At 48.8% G+C, this 23,770-nt stretch carries 18 protein-coding genes and 1 riboswitch; of the genes, 4 read left to right on the top strand and 14 right to left on the bottom strand.

The genetic code is table 11. The features are described 5' to 3' along the window. Positions 1–67: 67 nt before the first annotated feature. From AC50YG_RS13245 to AC50YG_RS13235, 3 genes are all read right to left on the bottom strand, one after another. Positions 68–2,026: an AraC family transcriptional regulator gene (locus AC50YG_RS13245; RefSeq protein WP_494827326.1), complete on the bottom strand. Its 1,959-nt coding sequence runs from the start codon at positions 2,024–2,026 to the stop codon at positions 68–70. A gap of 145 nt (positions 2,027–2,171) precedes the next feature. After that, positions 2,172–2,303, bottom strand: coding sequence for a hypothetical protein (locus AC50YG_RS13240; protein WP_494827324.1), 132 nt, complete (start codon positions 2,301–2,303; stop codon positions 2,172–2,174). Continuing rightward, the gene (locus AC50YG_RS13235; RefSeq protein WP_494827322.1) at positions 2,300–3,199 is read right to left on the bottom strand and encodes an RNA polymerase sigma-70 factor; all 900 of its coding nucleotides are present in this window, start codon (positions 3,197–3,199) and stop codon (positions 2,300–2,302) included. The genes AC50YG_RS13240 and AC50YG_RS13235 overlap by 4 nt, the downstream gene beginning before the upstream one ends. Positions 3,200–3,437: 238 nt before the next feature. Between AC50YG_RS13235 and AC50YG_RS13230 the strand changes: the two genes are divergently transcribed. Both AC50YG_RS13230 and AC50YG_RS13225 read left to right on the top strand, forming a co-directional pair. Continuing rightward, positions 3,438–3,758 carry an ArsR/SmtB family transcription factor gene (locus tag AC50YG_RS13230; RefSeq protein WP_473755227.1) on the top strand — a complete coding sequence of 107 codons (321 nt, stop codon included), beginning with the start codon at positions 3,438–3,440 and terminating at the stop codon, positions 3,756–3,758. A 95-nt stretch (positions 3,759–3,853) separates the two neighbouring features. Continuing rightward, on the top strand, positions 3,854–4,933 hold the full coding sequence (locus AC50YG_RS13225) for a saccharopine dehydrogenase NADP-binding domain-containing protein (protein WP_494827320.1): 1,080 nt from the start codon (positions 3,854–3,856) through the stop codon (positions 4,931–4,933). A gap of 207 nt (positions 4,934–5,140) precedes the next feature. Here the strand turns inward: AC50YG_RS13225 and AC50YG_RS13220 are convergent, their stop codons facing one another. The 3 genes from AC50YG_RS13220 to AC50YG_RS13210 all read right to left on the bottom strand — a co-directional run bounded on the left by AC50YG_RS13220 (position 5,141) and on the right by AC50YG_RS13210 (position 8,713). Beyond that, positions 5,141–7,117: a methyl-accepting chemotaxis protein gene (locus AC50YG_RS13220; RefSeq protein ID WP_494827775.1), complete on the bottom strand. Its 1,977-nt coding sequence runs from the start codon at positions 7,115–7,117 to the stop codon at positions 5,141–5,143. Between the two features lie 90 nt (positions 7,118–7,207). Beyond that, positions 7,208–7,293: riboswitch (cyclic di-GMP riboswitch) on the bottom strand. Between the two features lie 283 nt (positions 7,294–7,576). Beyond that, the gene (locus tag AC50YG_RS13215; protein ID WP_494827318.1) at positions 7,577–8,233 is read right to left on the bottom strand and encodes a M48 family metallopeptidase; all 657 of its coding nucleotides are present in this window, start codon (positions 8,231–8,233) and stop codon (positions 7,577–7,579) included. Between the two features lie 3 nt (positions 8,234–8,236). Then, complete coding sequence (locus tag AC50YG_RS13210; RefSeq protein WP_494827316.1) at positions 8,237–8,713, bottom strand: GNAT family N-acetyltransferase; 477 nt, start codon at positions 8,711–8,713, stop codon at positions 8,237–8,239. 185 nt (positions 8,714–8,898) lie between these two features. On the opposite strand from AC50YG_RS13210, the gene AC50YG_RS13205 reads away from it, so the two are divergent. Both AC50YG_RS13205 and AC50YG_RS13200 read left to right on the top strand, forming a co-directional pair. Continuing rightward, positions 8,899–9,354: a MarR family winged helix-turn-helix transcriptional regulator gene (locus AC50YG_RS13205; RefSeq protein WP_494827314.1), complete on the top strand. Its 456-nt coding sequence runs from the start codon at positions 8,899–8,901 to the stop codon at positions 9,352–9,354. A 118-nt stretch (positions 9,355–9,472) separates the two neighbouring features. Further along, a complete protein-coding gene (locus AC50YG_RS13200) occupies positions 9,473–10,825 on the top strand; it encodes an MATE family efflux transporter (RefSeq protein ID WP_494827313.1) in 1,353 nt (450 codons plus the stop codon). Between the two features lie 102 nt (positions 10,826–10,927). On the opposite strand, the gene AC50YG_RS13195 is transcribed toward AC50YG_RS13200, so the two are convergent. From AC50YG_RS13195 to AC50YG_RS13160, 8 genes are all read right to left on the bottom strand, one after another. Beyond that, on the bottom strand, positions 10,928–12,139 hold the full coding sequence (locus AC50YG_RS13195) for a VWA domain-containing protein (RefSeq protein ID WP_341278676.1): 1,212 nt from the start codon (positions 12,137–12,139) through the stop codon (positions 10,928–10,930). Between the two features lie 3 nt (positions 12,140–12,142). Continuing rightward, the gene (locus AC50YG_RS13190) at positions 12,143–14,452 is read right to left on the bottom strand and encodes a DUF5682 family protein (RefSeq protein ID WP_494827310.1); all 2,310 of its coding nucleotides are present in this window, start codon (positions 14,450–14,452) and stop codon (positions 12,143–12,145) included. Further along, positions 14,449–15,552 (bottom strand): ATP-binding protein, encoded by a 1,104-nt coding sequence (locus AC50YG_RS13185; RefSeq protein ID WP_473755235.1) that lies wholly within the window; start codon positions 15,550–15,552, stop codon positions 14,449–14,451. The genes AC50YG_RS13190 and AC50YG_RS13185 overlap by 4 nt, the downstream gene beginning before the upstream one ends. 57 nt (positions 15,553–15,609) lie before the next feature. Next, entirely contained in the window at positions 15,610–17,397 is a 1,788-nt protein-coding gene (locus AC50YG_RS13180) for a HEAT repeat domain-containing protein (protein WP_494827308.1), read from the bottom strand. Positions 17,398–17,426: 29 nt separating this feature from the next. Further along, a complete protein-coding gene (locus AC50YG_RS13175; protein ID WP_494827306.1) occupies positions 17,427–18,866 on the bottom strand; it encodes an SWIM zinc finger family protein in 1,440 nt (479 codons plus the stop codon). Positions 18,867–19,036: 170 nt separating this feature from the next. After that, positions 19,037–20,245: an MFS transporter gene (locus AC50YG_RS13170; protein ID WP_494827304.1), complete on the bottom strand. Its 1,209-nt coding sequence runs from the start codon at positions 20,243–20,245 to the stop codon at positions 19,037–19,039. Positions 20,246–20,330: 85 nt separating this feature from the next. Continuing rightward, positions 20,331–20,882, bottom strand: a complete 552-nt coding sequence (locus AC50YG_RS13165; protein ID WP_494827302.1) for a MarR family winged helix-turn-helix transcriptional regulator — start codon at positions 20,880–20,882, stop codon at positions 20,331–20,333. A gap of 165 nt (positions 20,883–21,047) precedes the next feature. Beyond that, positions 21,048–23,606: a winged helix-turn-helix domain-containing protein gene (locus tag AC50YG_RS13160; RefSeq protein WP_494827300.1), complete on the bottom strand. Its 2,559-nt coding sequence runs from the start codon at positions 23,604–23,606 to the stop codon at positions 21,048–21,050. Between the last annotated feature and the right edge of the window lie 164 nt (positions 23,607–23,770).

Below are 23,770 nucleotides of genomic sequence, written 5' to 3'. Positions count from 1 at the left end.
TTAAAAAAACGCTCTGCTCTGAATGAATAGAGCAGAACGTTTTATTTTCAACATAGCCGTCTTACAGTTACTTGCTTGCCGTTGTCGCCAGCAAAGCGTTCGTAATGACATCCAACTGCGTATTCAACGAATAAAGATCGGTGTAATAAAACAAGCCGAAATCCGCATCGATGACATGCCCGGCCTTCACTGCAGGCAAGCTGCTCCAAACCGGATGTCCCGACAGATCATCCATCCCCTCCCAAGAGGAGCGTATCACATAATCGCCCGCAAATTGCGACAGCACTTCCATGGATACCATTTCGCTTTCTACCGTTTTCGTCTTCTCCAGCTTCTGCTGAATGATTTCCGGCGCTTTCATGCCTAAATAATCATACACAATTTGCGAGCCCCGACCATATTCCTTGCTTTCAATGATCAGCATTTCTTTCGTGCCGCCTTCGATAATCGTAATTGTCTTGTCCAGCAAGCCAGCCGAGCGAAGCTTTTCTTTGCTCTCTTCCACCTTGCTCTGGAAGCTATTCAGCAGCGCCTGCGCTTCCTTTTCCTTGCCAAACACTTCACCAAGCTTCGTAATCCGCTCTACTGTGGATACTTGATCGGCAGGAATGAGCACGGTTGGCGCAATATCCTTAAGCACCCTGTAATTATCCTCGGAATTGGCGATTATCAGATCCGGATCAAGCGCCATGACCGCCTCCGGGTTCGTTTCATTCCAGTGGCCCAGTGATTCCACACCTTCCAATTGCCCTGAGAAGGCTGCGCCATCATAAACTTCAGAAATGCCGATTGGCTTAATGCCAAGAGCAACTGCATCACCGAGCATATACAGCACAACGATACGCTTTGGCTCCGCTGGAACAACAACATCACCTTTTACCGTGGATATGGTCCGTGTACTCGCTTCACTAGCAGTATCGGCATTAGCCGCAGTAGTTGCGGTTACGTTCGTCGCAGTCTGGGATGTGTTTGAACCCGCATTGGTTCCTCCAGTAGAGCAAGCGCCAAGCACTAATGTCAAGCTAAGCAGCATGCTCAATACGAGTGCTGCATTTTTATTTCTTTTCATATCTGTAAACCCTCCGCCATAATATTGATAATGATTATCACCACCATCCATACTATAACGTTGCCGTTCGTACGATCCAATGGACAATTTGGCACTGCCCAATGGACTATCTTCCTTTATGCTGCCGCCTCGCTCCTTGGCTTGATAACGTGCTGGCGATAGGCCCGTCTGCTTCTTAAATAAACGGCTGAAATAATATTCATCCGTATAGCCTACATAGGCTGCGATATCCCTAAGCGTCGCTCCCGACTCCAGCAGCAGCTTTTTCGCTTCCTTAATGCGAATTTGGATGAGATAATCAATCGGGCTTGCGCCCGTCTTCTTCTTGAATTTCATCGACAGATAACGCGGACTATAGTTAAAGCGATTGGCAAGCTCGTCCAGCGATATCCCTTCTTGATAATGCTCATGCAGAAAACGTATCGCCTGAGTGACAAGATCCGGCTCGCCGCTCGCCATCTCCGTTGTTTTCAGCTGGCCCAGCACCTCATGTACAAATTGGTAGAATAACCCCTTAATTTGCACGCTGCCGAGACTTCCGTCATTTCGGAGCGTCTGATTCATCGTTGACATCAGCACGAGCATCGCCAGCGGCTCATCGGGCTCAAACCCATATTGAATTTCAAAAGGGCTTCGGCGCTCCAGCAGCTGGCGAATTTCCCTCCAGCCCGAGAAAGCGAGCTTTGCCCGATAATACAGCAAATAAAATTCAAATTCTTCCTGCGCTTCGATTTCCAGCTGCATTCCCTTTGCGCCATGCAGCAAATAAAAACGCCGCGACTGATAAAAATGGCCGTCCAGACGCATATTCGCCGCTCCTTTTACCCCGTACAAAAAACCGCTAGCCGGAAAACGATAATCACTCAGTCGTTCCCCAGCATTCATGACAATATGCCTAATATCAAATATTTTCACCGCCGTATGATTCCATACGGCTATATGTTCACCCAGCTTCATGCTGCTTCTCTCCTACTGTAGCTAAACCCCTTTTTCCCTATTATAAATGATAAAACTTCTCAATTAAAGTTAAAAAGAAGAGCATATGCCCAAAGCGCATGCTCTTCTTTCATACTATTCCTCTAGATTTATGCCGCGGTGCCTTTTATGATTCCATCGACAACGAATGAAGCAGATTAAATTGCGACAAATATTGAATTTTATCCTGCTTTTTTATATCATACGGATGGCTTTCCGCTTCACTCAACGTTCCAAGAATAAAAATTTGCAAGGTCATTGCATCGCCTCCATAACTAGCTTAAAGGCCTGCTCGTTCATTCGCTCCAGCTTATCCGGATTGCGGATAATATAAATATTTTGCAGCAGCCCGTTTTTGATATGGAGGAATACGGCGGAGGTTACGCGCTCTTGCTGCTTGAACATGATGGCGGTCTGGCCGTTCAGCTGCGTTATCTTGATGTCGAAGCCACCAACCTCTCCTTCGCTCGCCTTGCGAATGATGCCAAGCAGGAAACGGGCCACATGCTCGCTCGTCTGGATCGGACGAATAGCGGCACTCACCTTGCCGCCTCCATCGGATAGCAGTACAGCATCACTGGCAAGCATCGACAGCACGGTATCCACCTTACCCTCGGACAGAGCGGAGAGAAATTGCTGCGCCCACTCGTCGCTAACCGCTCCTGCTCCCGCCAGCTCCTGCTCCGTAACACCCATTTTCCCCCGGGCCCGGCTAAGCAGCTTGCGGCAGTTCATTTCACTTTTGCCCGTCATTTCTGCAATAGCAGCGTAATCGAACGAAAGCGCCTCTCTTAGCACAAATACCGCCCGCTCGGCTTGCGATAGCCGCTCTAACAAGGCAAGCATCGCATAAGATAACAGATCACCACGCACGACAGCTTCAAATCCATCATCAGCGGTCATTTGCAGCGGCTCGGGCAGCCATGGCCCGATATACTGCTCCCGGCGTTTACGCGCCGATTTGAGCAGGTCATAACAATGATTTGTCATCATTTTGCATAAATACGCCTTAGGCTCCTGCAGCCGCTCCGGCTCCACCCGCTGAAGCTTAATAAATACGTCCTGCACAGCGTCCTCGGCGTCAGATACCGAACCGGTGAGCTGGTACGCCAGCCGGAATAGAAGATTTTTGTACCGTTCATATAGCTCAGTCACTTCGCATGCCCCCATCTATGCTTACTGGCATTTCTTGTTACGATCGATCATATCAAGCTTCCTATTAGGCGTCCATATGCTTTATTAAGCAGGCACTTTGTCTCCTTTTGATCCCTTTGACCATAGAACGAGCAGAGGCTGTTTTTTGTGACATTTCGTGTTGATTTGAATTTTTTCAGTAAATCACTTATACTTAGCAATACGTTTAAACAATTAAACCATATAGCGGAGTGAAGCCATGAGCGAATTTATCGGCAATCAGAAGGCGATTCACATTTTTGAAAGTTTAAGCCCTTATTTTCAAGGCCTGGGGGACCCCGTTCGCCAGCAAATTATATCGCTGCTTATCGACAAAGACAGCATGAATGTAACGCAAATTGCCGAGCATATTCCGATGTCGCGGCCTACCGTTTCCCATCATCTGAAAATATTGCGCCAGGCAGGGCTGCTTACCGTTCAGAAAAAAGGAACTGAAATGTACTACCGGCTTGAATTCAATGACGCTATTGCGCTGATGAAACAGCTTGTCCAATTCGTGGAAGAGGAATGCCAATGCTAGTGCCAATATCCAGGCTAGCATGCTGACATTCCTTTTTCAAACGGCTATAGGTCGAAAAACTTAAACGTATAAACATTTAATCGGAGGTCTATTTTATGTATAAAAACAAGGTTCTTATTGTTGGAGGATATGGCGAAGTTGGCAGACAGATCGCCCACATTTTACTTGATCGGCATGCGGATTTGGAAATTGTTTTGGGAGGAAGGTCGCCGGGGAAAGCCGCCGCCTTTGAGTCTGAACGGGTACATACTGCGGTTGTAGATACGAATGTGGAAGATCCGCTGCAGCATGCGGGCGAGCATATCTCGCTCATCATCAGCGCTGTCAACGATTTGCAAGATAAGCTGCTTTTAGCTGCCATGAGAAGAAAAATCCCATTCATCGATGTGACGCGCTGGACGGAGCTATTCGAGCAGTCCTCTGCTAAATTGAGAAAGGTGGAGCTCCATGCTCCTGTCGTGCTGTCTTCAGGCTGGATGGCGGGAACGGCTTCCTTATTCGCTATGCTGCATGCCGATTCGCTCGAGAACGTAGCTGTCGATATCCATGCTCTATACTCCCTAAAGGATAAAGCGGGCCCAGATTCTACCGCCTACATGGATCGGATGACGATCCCGTTTCATATTACGGAAGCGGGAAAAAGCCGCCTAGTACATCCGATGACCGATCCGGTAAAGGTCCAATTTCCCAATGGCTATGAGGCAAAATGCTATCGACTCGACACTCCCGATCATGTGACACTGCTTAAGGCCGGCCATATTGACACTGCCAGCTTCCGCATTACCTTCGATAGCAAGGCAACCACCTCTTTGCTCGTGGGACTCGTTAACAGCGGGATATGGAAAATGATCAGCGGAAAAAGGTTCCGATCGTTCAGGCAGCGCCTGCTCTACAATCCAGGTACCGGCAGCGCCCATCATGTGCTTATTCACCTTAAGGGAAATGACCATAATGGCCGCTCGGTAGAGCGGCGAATCGCCATTTCGGACCCGCTCGGCCAGACTCACCTTACCGCCCTCGGAGCAGCTGTCCAAGCCGAGAAATTGCTGCTAAGGCCTGACAACGAACCGCTCGCTCCCGGCGTTTATTATCCAGAAGAGCTGCCGGATTCGCGGATGGACGCAGCTGCGATTATCGGCTTTTTCAAACAATATGGCGTGCTTGTCTCCTACTAAATTAGAGCGTCATGAAGCCGCTGTACCCGCTAAACCGAACCTATCCCCGTGTTCGCATTCTCAAAATTTCGCTTATTAATCAACAATGCTACCACGCTGCATCCCTGCCACTGGGAAGCTAACGATCGTTAGCTTCCCAGTGGCAAAAAAAAGGCCCTGCCTTAGCGACAGGATGTCAACCTTGGACATAGCCTCGTTGTAATTGAACTAAACATTAAATCGGTTAAGCATCGTTTTTAGCTCATCCGCTGTGCGTGTCAGTTGTTCCACAGAGCTGTTTATTTCCATAATGGAGGCAAGCTGCTCTTCCGACATGGCGGCAATCGTCTCAAAGCTTTGGGATGAGTTTTTGCCGATTTGCACACTTTCTTTAATCTCGGATTCCACACGCTCTGTATTTGCATTTAACCGGTCGGCGGCGGCGGCAATCCTCTCCATATGAATGGATACGTCCGTCGTTGTCGTCACTAGCGTCTGGAATAAAACGCCAACCTTCCCCACTTGCTCCAAACCAAGCGCAACTTCACCTGTGCCTTTGTCCATTGTCCCCACTGCATGGGTAGTGTCAGCTTGTACCTGATGAATGAGATTCGCAATCTGATTGGAGGATTCTGTAGATTTCTCCGCAAGCTTGCGAATTTCTTCCGCCACTACCGCAAACCCTTTTCCATGAACTCCCGCTCTGACAGCCTCGATTGAAGCGTTGAGCGCCAGAATGTTTGTTTGGGAAGCAATTGATGTAATGACGGACGTAATGTCGCCAATCTCCTCCGAACGCTCGCCCAATTGCTTAATGACTGCTGCGGCTTCTTTAACCGTCTGTTGGATGGAGTCCATCTGATTGGCCAAGCCACCAACGGCTTCATTGCCTGTTTTTGCTCCTTGGGAAGCCTCTGCGGCTATGCCGGAGGTTTGATTGGATGTATTCAAAATGCCATATACCCCTTCACCAATTTCACCAATTAACCCCAAATTCCTTTCATATCCCATCATTTGGCCCTGCAATCCGACATTTGCTTGCTGAATATTTGTAGTGGTTTGCTGAACGGTAGATGATATTTGATCCAGATTGCCCAATAGATGCGACGATGAGCTGGCAACAATCTGTCCCTTATCCAAAATAGAAATGATCAGCCCTTGCAGATTTTCAAGCATCCCGTTAAAACTTCTGGAAAGCTCGCCGATTTCATCCTTCGTTTCAAATGTCAGCCTGGAGGACAAGTCGCCTTCGCTGGCGGAGAGCCCTTGCAGCTTTTCGTTCATGACGGAAAGCGGCTTTAACGTTTTGCGCATGACCGTATAGATGATTGCTGCGGAAACCAGAAGGCACACGATTGTTACAAAAATCGAAAACCGCAACAAGGCGTTGGCTTCAGCATAGGCTTCACTTTTGGGAACCAAAATCGCTATGCCCCAATCCATCATGCCAGATTTCCCATAAACGATCATATGCTCCGAGCCGTTAATGACGGCTTCAGCCAAACCCGCGTCGCCATTCGTGCTGTCCGTTACAATTTTATTTAGCGTCTCATTCTCGTAATCGGCCATATTTTTCTGTAGGGTCTCTTCGGGTTTTTCACTGGCCACAACCGTGCCATCCTTTGTATAAACAATCGCATGACCGCTTTGTCCCAATTTCACTTTGGAGATGAGATCAATCAAGTCCTGAATAGGCTGACCTCCATTGCCGACTCCAACAATATTACCTTGGTCGTCCCTTACAGGAGTAGCCGTAAGCACAATTGGAGTTCCCTCCACCCCGGGAGACTTTGAGCCTACCGGATCAATGGTGACGTTCTCACCGTTGATCGCCCTTTGAAAATGCGGGTAATCCTTGACACTAACCGTTGCTCCCGGCAAATAAAGCGTGCCATCAGGTGCAATAAATGCAAATTCGTCCGGGTTATCAGTAATCTCCGTCATTCGGTTGCTGTATGCGAGAATTTCAGGAATATCTCTGTTTCTCACGTCATCGGACTGACTTAATGCCTCGTATTTGGCCTGTGTGCCCTGAATCCAAATATCGATGTAGTTCTGAACAACAGTCAGCTGCTGCTCCGCCTGCTTCTTAAAGTTTGCCTCCAATGTCGTTTTGGCCTTATCATAGCCAAGGAAAGACACACAGCTTAGCGATACTGTCATTAATAGAGTGGTAATCAGGCTGCTTTTGATGGTTAGTTTCATGGTAATCACTCATTTTCCTTCATAAATTTTTGAATACGAAAAAAATCCGGGCCGAATAGACTGGATTTGCGTACACATACCCCTTCCTTATTCGGCGACCCGGCTAGCATCGCGCTTAGCTCATTAGATCCGAAGCTCTGCGTCCCCACCTTTCAGCGAGTTCGCCTTTACAGAAAAGAATATCGGTAAAATGACACTGAACTTTTATAGTTACACATTAATTATTTATTAGAACTCTTTAAAACTTACATATTTATCCAAAAAATACAGTGCTGATGAGCCAATGAAGGTTTTTTTGCAATCAACGGGGAAATTGAAGGATATAGAGGAGCTTGCAAAAGTAAGATTAGAGGGGTAACGATGAAACCAGGTCGGGGGCTGGGGCTGGGGCTGGGGCTGGGGCACCCCAGGCACTTCGGACTCGACAACCATTAGGACGTTCTCTTTGACTGCCCAGCGTTAGAGCGTCATGAAGCCGCCATATCTGGCCAAATACTGTTCTTTTTCTTTATAATCCGGCATAAGACTGCCTACGCGCCGCCAAAAGGATCGGTCATGATTCATATGAAACAGATGGCAAAGCTCATGGATAATGACGTAATCAATCACATCAATTGGAGCCATCGCCAAACGATAGTTAAAGGTTAAATGCTTGCTGGAGCTGCAGCTTCCCCACTTCGTCGAGGACTCTACGATCTCAACCGTTTTGGGCTTTATTTTCAGCTGCGCCTGATAAATAGGTAGACGTTCCCCTATTAATTTTTTGCAGCTTGAAAAATAAAACTTCTTGAGGTTTTTCCGAAGCTCCTCCTCAGTTAATCCATCTGTCTTGATTAATTCATGCAGCAAATGCTCTTTGCCAAGGTAGAGGAATTTCTCTGTATCTTGGTATTGCTTCGTTTGCGGCGCTTTAGTAGCCTCCGCAAGATGCTGCGTTTGCTGCAAAATCCATTTCCCATGCCGCTCGACAGCTCGTTTAATGACCTCTTCACTTGCCGCTTTCGGCGCTTTTACCGTAATGAAGCCTGATGGCTCGATTTGAATCGATATTTTCTTTTCACGATTGCCATATTGAACATGAAACGATATCGTTTGATTTTCAAATTCAATGTTCATCGGCTAGTTATAGGTCATCCAGGCTGTTGTGCCGAGCACTTCAAAGTCTTGCTTAAACCAGAAGTTGCGCGTTTTATCCAGTGTGTACACATACATTCTCTTTTTCGGATATTTCGCTTTAAGCCAGTTGATAAAGGATGCCGCTTGCCCTTTGCCTTCATATTCCTTCAGCACATCCAGCACTTCTATAAAAACAAAATCCTTTTTATTTTTAATGTCGATATAAAAGTCCTTTTCCAAATATTTTTCGTCATCGCTAAAATAATCCTTTTCCGCTTTTTCGATGAGCTGCTTGCCGCTTGCATATTCCCAAATGACGCCATAGCCAACCATCGTCTCTTTGTCTTCAATCACATAAATGTTTTCCGGCAGCTCCGATGGGTCCTTCTTGCTCAATTCGCTTGCATGGTAGGTCGTCGTAATCTCGCCGAGTGTGTTCTGCATTTCTTTATCAAATGGTTTGGCTGTAATGCTAGACATGATTTTAATCTCCTTTTTGTCTGGAAGCTTATCTTCTAGTCGCTCTGACTCGTGACCGTTATCATACCATAATCGATGAATTAAAAAATAATAAAAACGATTTGACAACCGAAATCCATCACGATATATTTAATTAGACATCTAACAATTAGATTTCTAATTCATTTTAACAGAAGGTGATAAGCATGCAGCAAGACCGCAACCTGCAGCATAAATTTCGTATGATCGGACTAATGATGAAGCTCAACGTCAATAAGAAGTTGGAAGCGTACGGGCTAACGGTAGAGCAAGGGCATGCCATTCGGTATATTAATGAACATGAAGAAGGGGGACTTTCCCAGAAGGATCTAGAAATCACCTTTAACCGTAAAGGCTCCTCTATCAGCAGTCTGGTCAACAATTTGGAGAAGAAAGGCCTTATTGTTCGCAGGTCTGATCCGAAGGATGAGCGCCGCAACCTATTGCGTGTAACCCCAGCTGCGAAAGAGCTTCTTGGCTCATTCAATCAATATTTTGAAGATTTTGAACTTACGCTGCTGGAAGGCTTCACCGACGATGAAACCAACTTACTGTTCAGGTTCCTTGCACGCATCGAAGCCAATATCGATGAAGATACAGCGAACTCTTTTGAGCGCAGATAGTAATTTTCACAACTCTCGTAACCCCCTCCTACGCATGAAGGGAAGGGGTTATGATCCTTATATAGTTAGAACTCTAAGTAATTAACTGCAAACCATACATGAGAAAGTGGTGACCCACATGGATGCTGAAAACCTCCATTATTTTGAAAAAGCACCGATTTATAAAGCTATCGCTCATTTCGCCGTTCCTATGATGCTCGGCATGTCGATGAGTGTTATTTACTCCATTCTTAACGCATATTTCCTTGGCACCCTGCACAATACCGAAATGCTAACGGCGCTAGCGCTTACCCTACCATTGTTCGCAGCTTTTATGGCGCTGGGTAATCTGATTGGCATAGGCGCAGGTACATTCATCTCCAGATTATTAGGTGAAAAAAGCTATGATGTGGTGAAGCATGTATCCTCCTTCTCCTTCTACACAAGTTTTGTCCTCGGTTTATTGTTGATGATTGTGGGACTACCACTTATTGACCAAATTGTTCATGGGCTCGGGGCAACGACTAGCTCCTTCGCATTCACAAAAGACTATGTCACCATGATGCTCATTGGTTCGCCGTTTGTCGTCTTATTTTTCTCCTTGGAGAACATTGTCCGCTCCGAAGGGGCCGCAATGACCTCCATGATTGGGATGATTCTAAGCGTTATCGTTAATATTATTCTTGATGCAATCGTTATTTTTGTATTACACGGGGATGTGATGGGAGTTGCAGCAGCAACGGTCATTTCCAACGCAGCAGCAAGTATCTTTTTCGCTATCTATATAGGGAGAAAAAGCAAGTTCCTCAGCATATCGTTGAAATGGTTCAAAGCATCTAAAGAAATTACGAGTAACATTTTCAAAATTGGCACACCCGTATTTATTATGAGCATGTTCCTAGGTGCAATGGGACTGATTTTCAACCACTACCTTATTGAATATGGGAATCAAGCCGTTGCTGGATTTGGCATTTCATCACGACTGCTGCAATTTCCTGAAGTTATCCTGATGGGGCTATGTGAAGGGGTTGTACCACTCATCGCCTTTTCCTTCACGACCAATAAGTTGCGGATGAAAAAAACGATCAGCTTTACGATTAAGATGGTTGCTGCTTTGGCTACGATCTTCGGTGTTATCGTGTATTTAACTTCGGATCATTTGATTGGCTTCTTCACGAACGATTCGCAATTAATTGAGTTAGGCAGCTATATTCTGCATGTCACATTTTTATCCTTGTTCATTTCGGGGACGACAACGCTCTTCACGGGCATTTTCCAAGCGACGGGTCAAGTAAAAGCGGCTTTCGTAATGGCCATCGTGCAAGGTGTGACGCTCATCCCTGTCTTGTATCTCGCTAATCGCATGAATGGCTTCCATGGTGTTGTCTGGTCGCTCGTTATAGCGGATGGTGTTGCCTTCCTCGTCGGGGCGCTCATGCTTTATGTGCTGCGGAATAAACTGCAGCCGGATTTGGAGCAATTGGCGCAATAAATATATTTTCTATACTGAACGGGTTTTCATACACGCCCTAATCAAAAAAAGACACGGAAGTCCCCCTTCCGTATCTTTCTGCATCAAATAAAATAAGCTTCCTTACAAAGTCCCCATCCGCTTCGCCAGCTCCGCCAAATCCTGCCCCTTCAGTGCGCCTTCCACTAGGGTAGGGAGCAACGCAGGCGTGCAGGCAAAACACGGCGTGCCATCGCGGGACAGCTGTTTCGCAAGTCCTTCGTCATAGAACGGCTGGCCTTTGTCCGACAAAGCCAGCAGGCACATCGTGCGCACACCCGATTCCCGCATTTCCCGCATTCGGCGTATAAGCCCGGACTGATTGCCGCCTTCATACAGATCCGAGATGATAATGAACAGCGTTTTCTTCGGCTCTTCAATAAATTGCTCACAATATTTGACCGACTTATGAATATCCGTACCGCCGCCAAGCTGAATGCCGAACAGCATATCAACGGGATCGTTAGCACATTGCTCAGTCAAATCCACAACCTCGGTATCAAACACCACTACTCTAGTATTTAGAGCCGGAATGCTTGCAAAAATCGAGCCTATAACCGAAGCCCAAATAATCGAATCGGCCATCGAGCCGCTCTGATCAATATCGATAATGACCGTCCATTCTCGGCTGCGCTGCGCCCTGTCAAAATAATAAAATTTCTCAGGAATGATTACCCGCCGCTCCGTATCATAATGCTTCAAATTCCGCTGAATGGTCCGCTTCCAGTCCAGCCCGCTAAGGGATGGCAGCGGCGAATGCTGTCTCTTGTTGAGCGCCCCCGTCACCGCGCGGCGAATATCTGTTTCCAGCAGCTTCACCAGCTCATCTACTACAGCTTTCACAAGCAGTCGCGCCGTATCTTTGGTTTTCTCAGGGATTTTCCCCTTAAGCGAAAGCAGCGTGCCTACGAGCTGAATATCCGGCTTGACGGAGGCGAGCAGTTCCGGCTCGAACAGCAGCTGCTTCCAGCCTTTGCGTTCCATCGCATCATTTTGAATGATAGACACGACATCCTCTGGAAAAAACGACCTCACATCGCCGAGCCACTTGGACAGGTTAAGCGACCCGTGGCCCGCGCTTGACCCTCTTCCGGCTCCAGTGCCGGAGCCGCCCTTCGTACTGCCGGCCGCGCCGCTTTCATCATAAATGGCTGCCAGCGCCGCATCCATAATAAGCTCTTCTTCCGTAAGGGCAAGCCGCCCGTCCTCATTGCAGCTAGCCAATTGGCCTTCCGCTTCTTGCCCTAAAATCAGCCGCCAGCGCGATACTGTATTTTCTTTCCGATTGTCCTCCATACGCTAAAGGTCCTCAAAATCAAAATCATTCAGATCGTCCAGCATTTTTATCTCTTCCTCCATTAGCTCACCTGTTATAATTTCCGCAGCCTGCTCGCCGCTGACTCCCCACAGCTCGCCCAGCAGCTCGCCAATCATCGTCTTCTCCCTTGAAGAGAAGGAGCTGAAGGCTCTCCGCAAAAAGACAAGCGCCCGTTTAAACTCATCATCCTGCAGCGAATTAATGTAATGGTTCAGCTGTTCCCACAAGCTTGTCCGTGAGAGCAGGCTGTAGCGATTCCGCATCGACAGCCCTTCAAACCAGCCTGCACCAAGATCAGCCGTAATGCCTGGGGACAAGCGCCGTGAAACTTCCGCAGCACACTGCTCAGCGGTAATCGCACCCCGTTCCATCAAGATAGCACAGGCGAAACCGGACAATTTAGGATTGCGGTCGTCCCGCTCCGATAAATGCAGCAGCTCCTGCACCCACAGCTGGTCATCAATAATTTCACTATGATCCTGCGATATGCGGTTTAGCTCATTTATCGCCGTAATCATGCCGCCAGCTGCTTCATCATTGCAGCCCGAGCCATCCAGCAAATATAAGGAGCCGCGGTGGAACAGCTGCACAAGCAGCGGAATGAGCGGCTCCGTATCTACCTTGCGAATGTCGCCATAACCAATAATCGTCGCTAATTCCCGCGCTGCTGCTGCTATTTTCATGACATCGCGGCTGTTGGCGGCCAGCATCTGCAGCACCCTGCTGCCTTCCTCCATCTGCGAGGTCATGCCACAGCAGCCGGCAATATGAATGAGCGCCGAGGCTTCATCAATAGAGCGGCAGGCAAGAAGCTTCTCACGAAGCATATAAGCACAAGCCACTTCAATGGTTTCCCCAAGCAGCGTCGCTTCTACGACTTGAATTTCAGCTTCCGGCGACCACTGGATAAGCCAATTTTCCGCCCAGGTAGCTCCTTCCTGACCGCTTGGCTGGCTCTTTACAAACGATATGCCCAGCAGGAGCAGCCGGTGAAATAAAATGGAACGGTTTAAGTCCAAAAAAGCAGCTTCCACAGAAGCGACCCTGCGATTTTCTCTGAGATCAAGCGTTAGGGTGCTGGCGACCGTCGTCTTGTACTTTTCCAGCTTTAATCTTTTTAGCTGCCGATTCAAATCATCCTGAATAGGGGTTTGGCTTACGCCTTCTGCCAAGCTGCCTATAGCCGTTCCCACATCAACTCTAGCGAGCGCTTCTGCAACAGCTGACAGCTCCCCATGACCGAGCAGCGTTTGAGCCGCATCATGGAGATCGCGCAAAGTCGGCGCGCTGCCATCATGCAGCGCAGCCAGAGACTCCGCCATCCGTACAGCTTCAATCACCTCAGCGGTAGAGCGGTGAGTGCCGCCGCTCCTTACCAATCTGGCAACCGAGGCGAGATAACGGTGAGGAAGATCGTCCAGCACTCCGCGCTCCATCGCCTCCCACATCATTTGATAATAGTGGGGCGCATCATTTCCGGCACCATACCCCGACATCGTCGACAGCTTATAATAGGAGTAGGGCATTAGCGTATGCTTGGTGCTGCGGGAAGGCAGTCCCGCTGCCGCCTCATCGCTCATCGCCTCGGTCAAATTCGCTAAAGCAGCCGCATGATAGGCGCCGCAGACGACCACGATACGCTGTGGATGATGGCCGGCATCAATCGTTTCCTTGATCTGCCGCCGCATATAGGACTCGCGTAAAGCATTATAGGCATGCTCGGCCGGGCGCTCGCGCTGCTCCTTCTCCTCGCCAAGGGCTCTCATCTCCGCTGAAAATGCGAGAATGGCTTCCCGGTACGCGCCGGGATTGGCATTATGCTCAAAGCTGCGCTCCCAATACATATCATAATCGCTTTCACCGGCAAGCTCGGCAATTCGGTTGTAAATGGAACGTTTCTCTTCCCCTTCAGGTACAGCAGAAGGCTCCTTTTCCTTTGAACTGAGCGCGTCCTGCAGCGCCAGCGTCACCGACGAAGGAAGGTCGATAAATGCCGCAGCCGCGCCATGCTCCTTAGCCCATTTCATCGCCTGGAACTCCGGCGAATAGACAGCAAAGGGCCATAACACCGTACGCACGGGCAGCTCTTCGGTAAAGGCTAATAGGGCTGCGGGCAATTCAGTAGCAGCATGTGTCAAGTGCTTGATCTCGCCAGTAGCATCGGAGGGCCCTTCAATAAGTACCGCCGTCGGCTGAACCTCATTCAGGTACTCCAGTAAATGCTTCGCCCCGCCAGGGGACAAATGACGCACTCCGAAAATAAACACCTGATCCTCAGCATTTACATTCACTCGTTCATCTCCTTGCAGGCTTGATACAAATTCCGCCACTCTGCTCCCCGCTTCTTCATGACGTTGTCCAAATATTCCTTCCAGACGAGCTTGTCCTTATCATCATCCTTGACGATCGCGCCCTGCAGCCCGGCCGCCAAGTCGCTATCGGTCAGCTCCCCGCTGCCGAAGCTCGCGGCCAGCGCCATGCTGTTAGTCAGCAGAGAGATCGCTTCCGCGGTCGAGATGACACCTGCTGGCGATTTCAGCTTCTCTTTCTTGTCGAGCGTCATGCCGCTGCGCAGCTCACGGAAAATCGTAACGACCTTGAGCAGCGCCTCATCTGCTGGAAGAGAAGCCTCAAGCTCATAGGATGCCGCAATTTCACCGACCCGTTTTTTCACTATTTCAAGCTCTGTTTCCAGATCCGATGGTGCCGGCAGCACAATAATGTTAAACCGCCGTTTGAGCGCCGCCGACATTTCGTTGACTCCGCGGTCCCGGGTATTGGCTGTCGCAATAATCGAGAAGCCTTTGCGGGCACTCGTTTCTTTTCCAAGCTCGGGTACCGATATCGTCTTCTCGGAAAGGATCGAAATGAGCGCATCCTGAACCTCCGACGCACAGCGGGAAATTTCTTCAAAGCGGGCAATGCCGCCATCCTCCATCGCCCGCATAATCGGGCTTTTCACAAGTGCCTCCGGCGTAGGCCCATTAGCCAGCAGCATGGCATAGTTCCAAGAATAGCGAACCTGCTCCTCACTCGTTCCGGCGGTTCCCTGCACGACGAGCCCGGAATTGCCATAGATGGCGGCCGCCAAATTTTCCGACAGCCATGATTTAGCGGTGCCCGGCTCGCCAATTAGCAGCAATGCGCGGTCCGTAACAAGCGTTGCAATCGCCATTTCAATTAAACGGGTATTGCCAATGTATTTGGGCGTAATGACCGTCTTTCCGGCTTTGCCGCCAATGATGAAGGTCAGCACCGAGCGGGGCGACATTTGCCAGCCTGCCGGAATTTTCCCTTTGTCTGCTTTGCGCAGCGCCTCCAGCTCGTGGCTGTATAAAACCTCCGCTGGAAGCCGCATCATATCCTGAAGCTGTTCTTGATCTGTACTCATTTGTCCATCTCCTTTAAGTTTCAATAGGCTGTTGAACCTTCAACGTTAAGGCAGCCCTTATTTTCGCAATAAGCCGATTATTTCTTCCAGCTGCCGCGCACAGTCGTATCTATAGCTCGGAAGAATGGCTTCCAAGCGGTCTGCATAGCTCTTAGGGAAATGAAACATCAGATGGAACAGATAAACAGAGAAGCTGTATTGGCTCCTGTCCTTTGAATCCTCCAAAATCTCCATCAACAGCTCGAGGCGCCTAGCTTCTTCCACTCCGGCATGCTCCAAGCCTTTAAAAAGATGCACGCCTATTGTATTTAAGCTGCTTTTCTTCTTCTCCCTCCACTCTTGCAGGCTCTGCAGCAGAAATTCTTCTACCCTCTTGTGCCCAGGCCGTGCAAAAACAGCAATCAGCTCCCAATGCTTACGATCGATGAGCCAATCCAGCCAGCGGTCATCCCAAGCTTCGACCAGCGGCGCTGACGTATTAATCTCCCCATTGTAATAGTCATAGTTGGCTACCATGTACTCCATCGTATCCAGAATCTGACGATCGCGAGCGCTCGATGCTTTGGTGACGGCCGATTTCAGCTCGCTCCCAGTAGAGCCCACATAATGCATGTATAATTCCTCAGCAGGCAATAGACGCTTCGCCATGCGGAATGCATAAGGCAAATAACGATGATTTTTGTTATCCAGCTCCTGCAGCAGCCTTAATACTTCTGTGGAATTCGTTTGTTCCAAATATTGAGCAGCTTTGTCCAGCAGCGGAATCCAGCTTAAAGAGGTGAAGCGGTCCGCAACACGTACGATCTGATAAAAAAGCTCCTCAAGCTGCGGCATGCGCACATATTCGAACGCTCTCAAAAACGGCTCGATCTTTCCCCATGCTTTTTCGCTAGCCTTCTCATCCTTATTGTTCACAGGAGCCTGATCCAGCTCTGCCTTGAGCAGAGGAATAAGCCTTTCCGTCAACGGCTCAGATGGAAAGCGGTTGAGCGCCTCCGCCGCGAGCTCCTTGTCCTTTCCAGAAAATGCCGCAAATATACGCTCAATGCCCTGCGCAGAAGCTCCTGCGGCCAATGCGGCATAAGCCGCTTCCCGAATGGACTTCTTTTTGTCCAGCGTCCAGCCTATTAAGGCATCGGTATATCCCTCATGAATGGCAAGACATTCGATGGCAGCGACCCTAATTTCATCTGTCCCATGCTCGGCCGCCTCATAGATAAGACCGAGCTCCGCTGCACCAGCCGCCTTATAAATAACACGCAGCTTGCGCACATCGCTTTTGCCGCCTGAACGATTAAAGCTCTGGATTAAATACGGAACTACAGCCGCGCCATAGGAGGGCAAAATTTTATCCATAGCAAATTCGGCCATTTCAGAATAGGGATCCTCCAATGCGCGAATCGCAAATGGAAAAAGTCGCAAATCGTTGAACAGCCCTTCAGCAAAAGCAGCGGTCACGATTTCGTATCGGCCGCTGCCTGTCGTCGAAAGCGCCTTTTGCACCTCGGCCAGCTTGCGATAGGAGTAGCTTGTGGATAACGGAACGCCTCCGCCTGCGATATCCAAAACCTCGCCATCCACTGCCGTTTGGCCTTGCGTGTAGAGCACGGAGCCAAGCAGCGTGGCAAGCTCTTGCAGCTTCACGGATGTTTCCGTTCCTTCGCCGGATTCAAGAAGCGCTGTAAGGCCTTCTCCCAATCTTTTAAAAATCGCTGCCCGTTCGCCTAGCTGCTGGAATTGCGGCTGAAGGCGCTTCAGGCGAAAATCTCCCGGAGCCAGATCGCTCCCGGCAATATAAAGCCTTCTTACCTCCTGATGAAGCTCTTGCAATAATGCTGTACTCATGGGCTGTCCCCCTAAAATTATGATAGAAGCTAGTATAAAAGCCGAGTTATGGCTTCACCCTTTATAATAGTCAGCGGCTGAGCAGCAAGCCGCCCTTGGTCCATCCGGTGCTCAAACATGACCAGAACACAGCAGTCAATAAGCTGAGCGTCATTCAGGTAAGGCAGCAGGGATACGGTGCCTTGCGGCAGCGCTGAAATATCCTCGAGCACAAGCTGTCCTCCGGCTTCATCTATTAGCGCAAACTGCCCGCTTTCTGTTGTTCCGACTTTGGCGGCGTGCAGCAGCATAACGGGCGACTTGTCACTGAGCGGGTTTTTCAGCTGGTTCTTAACGCTCTTGACAGCTTCCGGATAAGAAGTGATCGCCTTCGAAGAAACGTTCGCTAAATCAGCTGCTGCTACTGCTCTCGGCAGCATTTCCTCAAAACGCACCCGTACATTCATATCTCCTGGATACTTGTATAAGAAAGGCACCTGGGCGACTTCAAAAAAGCTGTCATCCTCGCGCATATGCTTTGCCGCTTTGTGAGGACGATATTGCACGGTGCGGTGAATTTCGCCGCTGTCCGCTTCAAGCCAATAGCCAATATCCACAAATTCTTGGCGGGCATCATCGTCATAGCTGTAGAAGGCCAGCTGCAGCAGCTCTGCTTTTTCCGAAACAAGGCCAAATTCCTTCAGTTCGGTCAACTGCCAGGCATGGCCCAGCCATTCCTCAATCGTTGACGTATGATCCAGCGCGAGCTCTGGGTCCTCCAGCTTGGAGAGCAAATAAGCTCGGCCTTTCTTAATAAAAGCATGCAGCGTAGTCAGTTGTTCCGCCGCATAGGTATAACTCGCTTCACGGTCACGTTCATCCGCAAGCAGCAGCGCAAACCGCCGCAGCTCAATCTGGGCGCCGGACAAATAATAGTTGCCTAATTGCTTGACGTGTTCCTGGATCGCTTTAAGCATTTTGCTGTCGATGGTGCCAAGACCGCTGCGAATAAGCGAAAGAATCAGCTTTTCCAGCACATCAAGCCCCTCCAGCTGGGCAGCTATTTTTTTCTTCAGCGCCGTCTTGTTCACCTTCTTCGGTTTAGGCGGCTCATCGCTATTTTCCTTTTGCGCTTTATTTTCAACGCGTTTTTCTGCTTTTTCGCGTTTGCTTAAAATATCTTCAGGAATCGGCGCCACTTCGAAGGACAACCCGTCCGTGTAGGCATACAACAAGCCTAAGCCATGCTTGCAGGGAAATTGGCGGCTGGGGCATGTACAGCGAAAGGTCGGCTTCTCTGGGACGATAAAGTCAACCGAGCACTCATAGTTGGACTTGCCGCTGCCTGAGCATTGCCCAAATAATAGCTCCCCTGACTCGGAACGGTATAATTGCACAAAGCTTTTTTTCTTAACAAGTCCTTGTCCATTCTTGATAGCGGCAGCATTCGGAGCAAGTGAATCGACATAGGATGCTGAAATTTCAAGCAAAAAAGATTCCTCCCTACTCATTTCCTATAATTTACTTCACATTCTATTATAAGACATTTGCTATTATTTTTGATAGAGCACTAGAATCTGAATAAATCATCTATTTTAAAATATTTCGTTATAAAAATAGGTCTTTCTACACAGAAAATATTGTAATTAATCTATTTTTACTATTGTTCACGCTTTTCACGTCGGATTAGGCACGCCGCCAGCAAGCCGATGCCGAGCACAAGCGCCAGTAGGAAGAAAGTAATGCGATAACTGCTTATTTTCATGAAAAATAACGAAAGCATCGGTCCAAAGCTGGTTCCCGCGAACAAAATAAACGTATAGACGGATACGGCGATCCCCCGCGATTTCCCGCCTAACTGCCCAATCAGCGACACAAGTGACGGGACAGCGAGTGCTATTCCAGCAACAAATATGACGCTCATTACGATTAATAAGGGCAGGCTGCGCGCGAACCCCAAGGATGCCAGTCCGGCAACCGCGAGCATGAGCCCGCCTTGCAGCACCAAACGGACGCCAAGCCGTTTCGCAAGCGCTCCTGCGAAAGGGGAAACGAGCATGCCGACTACTCCTATGGCACGTACGTAAAGCAGGTCCTGTTTGCCTAGTCCAAAAGCCGGTCCGCTTAAATAGCTACCCAGCACCGTATACATGCTCACGAAGGACATAAGCAGCACAAAAGCGACGATGTAGCTTAGCACCAAATAAGGCTGCTTCCACACGATTCCCATTTCCCGCAGCGGTGCCCAAACACTCGCATGCGCTGGCTGCGCATTCCCCTTCGGCAACAGCGACTGTACGAGCAGTGCTGTCACGGTATAGACAACCGCAAGCAGCATAAAGACGGCATTCCAGCCATAATGATCACTTATTAGACTGCTCATGACTTGACCAGCGATTCCCGCGACCAGAAAGCCGGTGCTAATAAAACCAATCGTCGTTACCCGTTTCTCTATCGGAAACATTTCCACAGCATATGCAAGTGCCACAGGCGAGAAGGTTGCAGCCGCAGCTCCCTGCAAACCTCTAAGCACAAGGAGCCATGGAAATTGGTCAACTAAACCAATCGCCAATGATAGCACCGTTAAAGCGGCCAGCCCGATAACAATAATCTTTTTGCGGCCATACTTTTCAGATATTGCCCCATATAGCAGACAGCCTATCGCAAAGCCGAGCGAAAAAATGCTGCCTGCGGCGGCAGCTTGGGTCAGCGTTACGCTAAAATGCTCCGCGAATAGAGACAACAGCGGCAAGGTAACATAGAGACTAGACATAACTGCCATACCGGACCAGCACAAAATCAAGGTCATTACGGAATAGTTCGCAGATCGAGCGGGTAGAGTGACAGATGAAGCATCTTTTTGTAACATACAGCACCTCTTTCAAAAAAATGATTTGATCCTTTATATGGGTTCGCTAATTTAATTAGATTATCTAACTATTATCATAAAAAAATTATCTTCCCACCCCCAGTCTCTTTTCGATGCTCGCATTCAGCTTTACCATTACCTTGTCAAAAACCTGCTGTTCTTCCGGCTCAAGCTCGATTAGCAAAGATGAACAGGTCGACCAAAACACCGGCAATATTCGGCTCACTAATGCGCGGCCCTCCGATGTAATGCTCACATGAATCATGCGGCGATCAATAGCGCTTTGTTCGCGGGCAATCCAGCTGCGCTTCTCCAGCCAATCCAGCAGAGCCGTTACCGAGGCTCTGCGAATGCCAAGCCGCTCAGCAAGCGCGGATGGCGTCACAAGCTCCCGGCCTTCATGCAGCGTTAGCAGCAGCAGCAGATCGAATTTGCTTTCGGTAATGCCAAATTCGGCTAAGTGGTTATCCATGACGTCCAAAATATGATCGCCCAGCCACAGCATAAGCAGTCCAATTGAAGCCGATTTCCGGTCCGTTTCCTGTGCAGCCGTAGCCTGCATGAGCTCCAGGTAGGGACTTGCTCCGAGCTTTGGCAGTTGCTCAGCCGTAAGATCCTTATTATTTTTTCTGGCCATTGCGTACCTCCGCCTTTGCGGCTGCCCTGGTATCTAGTTTTTGCAAGGCAACGATTATAGTTAGATAATCTAATTAAATTTAATTTACGCTATTTTTTGCAAAAAGGCAAGTCGTCTATAAAAAAATAAGCCTTGCCCCGCGGCAAGACTTACAAATCCAATTTATTACAGAAAAATATTAGATTCCCTTGCTACCTGAAGCGCTTGGACGCGATTGCTCACACCGAGCTTTCTGTATATGCTCTTAATGTGCCACTTTATCGTTTCGTTCGCATTGCCGAGCCTCGCGGCAATTTCCTTATTGGCTAAGCCGTCAGCAATGAGTCGCAGCACCCGTATTTCCTGCTCCGTCAAACTTACTTTCGACTGCTGCTCTTCTGGTTCTACATTCAAAGCAAGGAGCAGCATCTGTACATATTCCATCGTTACAACGGGCACCCGCTGCTCTATAGTCTCCTTAGCTGTATGCCTAGTCTGCGTATAAGCGGTGAGCAGTGCAGCCATCCTTTCGCCTTCATCGATGAAGCTGCGAACATAGCCTTGCGGCTCGGCAAGCCTCAGCGCATCCTCCAGATGGGCAAGCGCGGCATCCATTTTGCCTGTTTGCTCAACGATCAAGCTTTGCAAAATGATGCTTTTTATGCGGTCGCGCAGCCGATCCTCCTTGCTTAATAGATGGCTAAGCCGCTTCAGCAAATGCAGCGCATCCTCCGGCCTGCCGCAGGCGGCAAGCACTCTGGCCAATATGAGGTGCTCAGGCACACGGCTTAGCGACACCTCGTCTGTATGCAGCATGCCGCAATGATCGAGCCAGTTTTGCGCTTCTTGGATGAAGCCTTGCCGCAGAGCGAGACGAGCTTGCTCCGCCTCAATTCGCAAATGGAACAATACCGCATCGGGAGAATCGATATGCGACTTCAGCTGCACAAGCAGCCCCGTCGCCCTCTCGTTATTTCCCTTGGCCTGCTCGATTTGCGAAGCGCCCACCGCTAAATGAATCATAATTCGGGCAAAAGGCTTAATATCGGCGCGTGCAAGTGCCTGATTCGCATAAAACGAAGCTTCCTCCAGCCGATTCCATTCATAAAGCAGTTTGCTGTACGACACATTGAGGAAGCCGATGAACGGATATTGTTTTTTATGCTGCCACGCTGTAATCCATCTCCGCAAAAAGGCATCCGCCGCATGGAGGTCGTTAATAAACGCCAAATGGTCGTCAAAAGCATCATAGCCTTGATAGCGATTGCGTCCCATCGTTTGAAAAAAGCTGCCCTCGGGCATGTACTGCTCCACTCGCTCCAAATAATCCGACGTCAAATTTAAATCTTTATGTAAATAGGAAACGATCGAGCAAAAGAAATAAATATTGCCCATCGCCCGCTTCCAATCCGCTTCGTTTAATTGCTCTTTCAGCGCTGCAAATCGAATTAGGGCTTGCTCTATTTTGCGAAAAGCAGCTTGCCATTCACCTACCCCAAGCAGGACTGAAATGTAAAACATTTCGACCATCGGCTTGTCTGCAAATGCGCTCTCCGGCATGACGGACAGCCATCTATTTAATACAACGCTTTTGGTTTGCATAAAGGCTATCAGATTTTTTTCTATTAAACGTACGGCATCGTTATACTGCTGCCCTTGCAGAAAATGCTCAACCGCCTCCTGCTCAAGCCCCCGGCTCTCCAGCCACTGGGCGGCACGAATATGTGATTGCCGTTTTTTAACCGGAGCGTTCCTCAACAGCTGCTGCTGCAAAAAATCCGAAAGCAAATGATGATACCGATACCAGCCGCGCTGATCGTCCAGCGGAATTATAAATAAATTCAAACGTTCGATTTTTTCCAATTGCTCCTGGCTGTTGGCAAAGCCGGTTACCGCCTCGCATATCGAAGCATTTAATCGTTGTAAAATAGACGTTTCAAGCAAAAAATCACGCAGCTGAATCGGCAGTTGACTAAATACTTCCTCCAGCAAATAGTCGGAAATATGGTGATGCCCCTTAAACTGCTCAATCGATTCCGATATGTTGCGGCTCTGCTTCAAGGAAATGGCAGCCAGCTGCAATCCGCTGATCCAGCCCTCTGTCTGAAGATACAGCAATGCCACCTGTTCTTTCGTTAAATGCAGCTCAGTCATATCCCGAAAAAAAACAAACCCTTCCTCCAGCTCGAACCGCAAATCATGCATCTTGATTTGATGATATTCGCCTTTCGCCCGCAGCCTTGCTGTAGGAATGGACAGCTCATTTCGGCTAGCGATATATATATGAATGTGAGCAGGAAGATGCTCCAGCAAATAAATGAAAGAATGCTGAATGGCAGGCAGTTCAATAGAATGGAAATCATCAAGAACGATGACTAGCTCGCCTTCCAGTGCAGCCAGCTCATCCAGCAGCATGCCCATCGCAGGCTCTGCAGACACCGCTGGCCCTTTGTCGATTAAGGATCGAAGCAAAGGAGCAAAGCCAGCCATACGGGCCTGAATGGAAGCTGCCACATAGCTCCAAAATGTAATCCAGTCATTGTCATGCACATCCAATGAAACCCATGCCACTGGCGAGCTGCATCCTTTTGCCCAACCGCTTAAGGCTGTCGTTTTCCCATAGCCAGCTTGGGCTGAAACGACGGTCAGCTTCGCTTTCATTCCCTCGTCAAGCTTGCTCATCAGCCTCGGCCGAAAGACCAAAGAGCTGCGAATGGGAGGAACATGAAGTTTAATGCTTGCCATTACTGATGGACACCTCCGAAAATGCCTATGTATCTATACTCATTATTTCAGACCACCCCCTAGTATAGCAGAAAATCGGGCAATAAAAATACGGCCCATACTGTTTGACCAGTATCCACCGTATTTGAATGGTTAACCTATGAAATAACAAGTGTTGAGGTTTC

This window comes from Paenibacillus sp. J31R34 (assembly GCF_059383715.1).
This window is presented reverse-complemented; position numbering and strand designations above follow the sequence as displayed.

What these genes read in the sequence shown, in the direction of transcription:
- AC50YG_RS13180 (WP_494827308.1), bottom strand. Translation starts at nt 17,397, where the DNA reads ATGAGTACAGCATTATTGCAAGAGCTTCATCAGGAGGTAAGAAGGCTT.
- AC50YG_RS13195 (WP_341278676.1), bottom strand. Translation starts at nt 12,139, where the DNA reads ATGGAGGACAATCGGAAAGAAAATACAGTATCGCGCTGGCGGCTGATT.
- AC50YG_RS13215 (WP_494827318.1), bottom strand. Translation starts at nt 8,233, where the DNA reads ATGAACATTGAATTTGAAAATCAAACGATATCGTTTCATGTTCAATAT.
- AC50YG_RS13165 (WP_494827302.1), bottom strand. Translation starts at nt 20,882, where the DNA reads ATGGCCAGAAAAAATAATAAGGATCTTACGGCTGAGCAACTGCCAAAG.
- AC50YG_RS13230 (WP_473755227.1), top strand. Translation starts at nt 3,438, where the DNA reads ATGAGCGAATTTATCGGCAATCAGAAGGCGATTCACATTTTTGAAAGT.
- AC50YG_RS13220 (WP_494827775.1), bottom strand. Translation starts at nt 7,117, where the DNA reads ATGAAACTAACCATCAAAAGCAGCCTGATTACCACTCTATTAATGACA.
- AC50YG_RS13185 (WP_473755235.1), bottom strand. Translation starts at nt 15,552, where the DNA reads ATGAGTACAGATCAAGAACAGCTTCAGGATATGATGCGGCTTCCAGCG.
- AC50YG_RS13240 (WP_494827324.1), bottom strand. Translation starts at nt 2,303, where the DNA reads ATGACCTTGCAAATTTTTATTCTTGGAACGTTGAGTGAAGCGGAAAGC.
- AC50YG_RS13160 (WP_494827300.1), bottom strand. Translation starts at nt 23,606, where the DNA reads ATGGCAAGCATTAAACTTCATGTTCCTCCCATTCGCAGCTCTTTGGTC.
- AC50YG_RS13205 (WP_494827314.1), top strand. Translation starts at nt 8,899, where the DNA reads ATGCAGCAAGACCGCAACCTGCAGCATAAATTTCGTATGATCGGACTA.
- AC50YG_RS13210 (WP_494827316.1), bottom strand. Translation starts at nt 8,713, where the DNA reads ATGTCTAGCATTACAGCCAAACCATTTGATAAAGAAATGCAGAACACA.
- AC50YG_RS13225 (WP_494827320.1), top strand. Translation starts at nt 3,854, where the DNA reads ATGTATAAAAACAAGGTTCTTATTGTTGGAGGATATGGCGAAGTTGGC.
- AC50YG_RS13200 (WP_494827313.1), top strand. Translation starts at nt 9,473, where the DNA reads ATGGATGCTGAAAACCTCCATTATTTTGAAAAAGCACCGATTTATAAA.
- AC50YG_RS13170 (WP_494827304.1), bottom strand. Translation starts at nt 20,245, where the DNA reads ATGTTACAAAAAGATGCTTCATCTGTCACTCTACCCGCTCGATCTGCG.
- AC50YG_RS13245 (WP_494827326.1), bottom strand. Translation starts at nt 2,026, where the DNA reads ATGAAGCTGGGTGAACATATAGCCGTATGGAATCATACGGCGGTGAAA.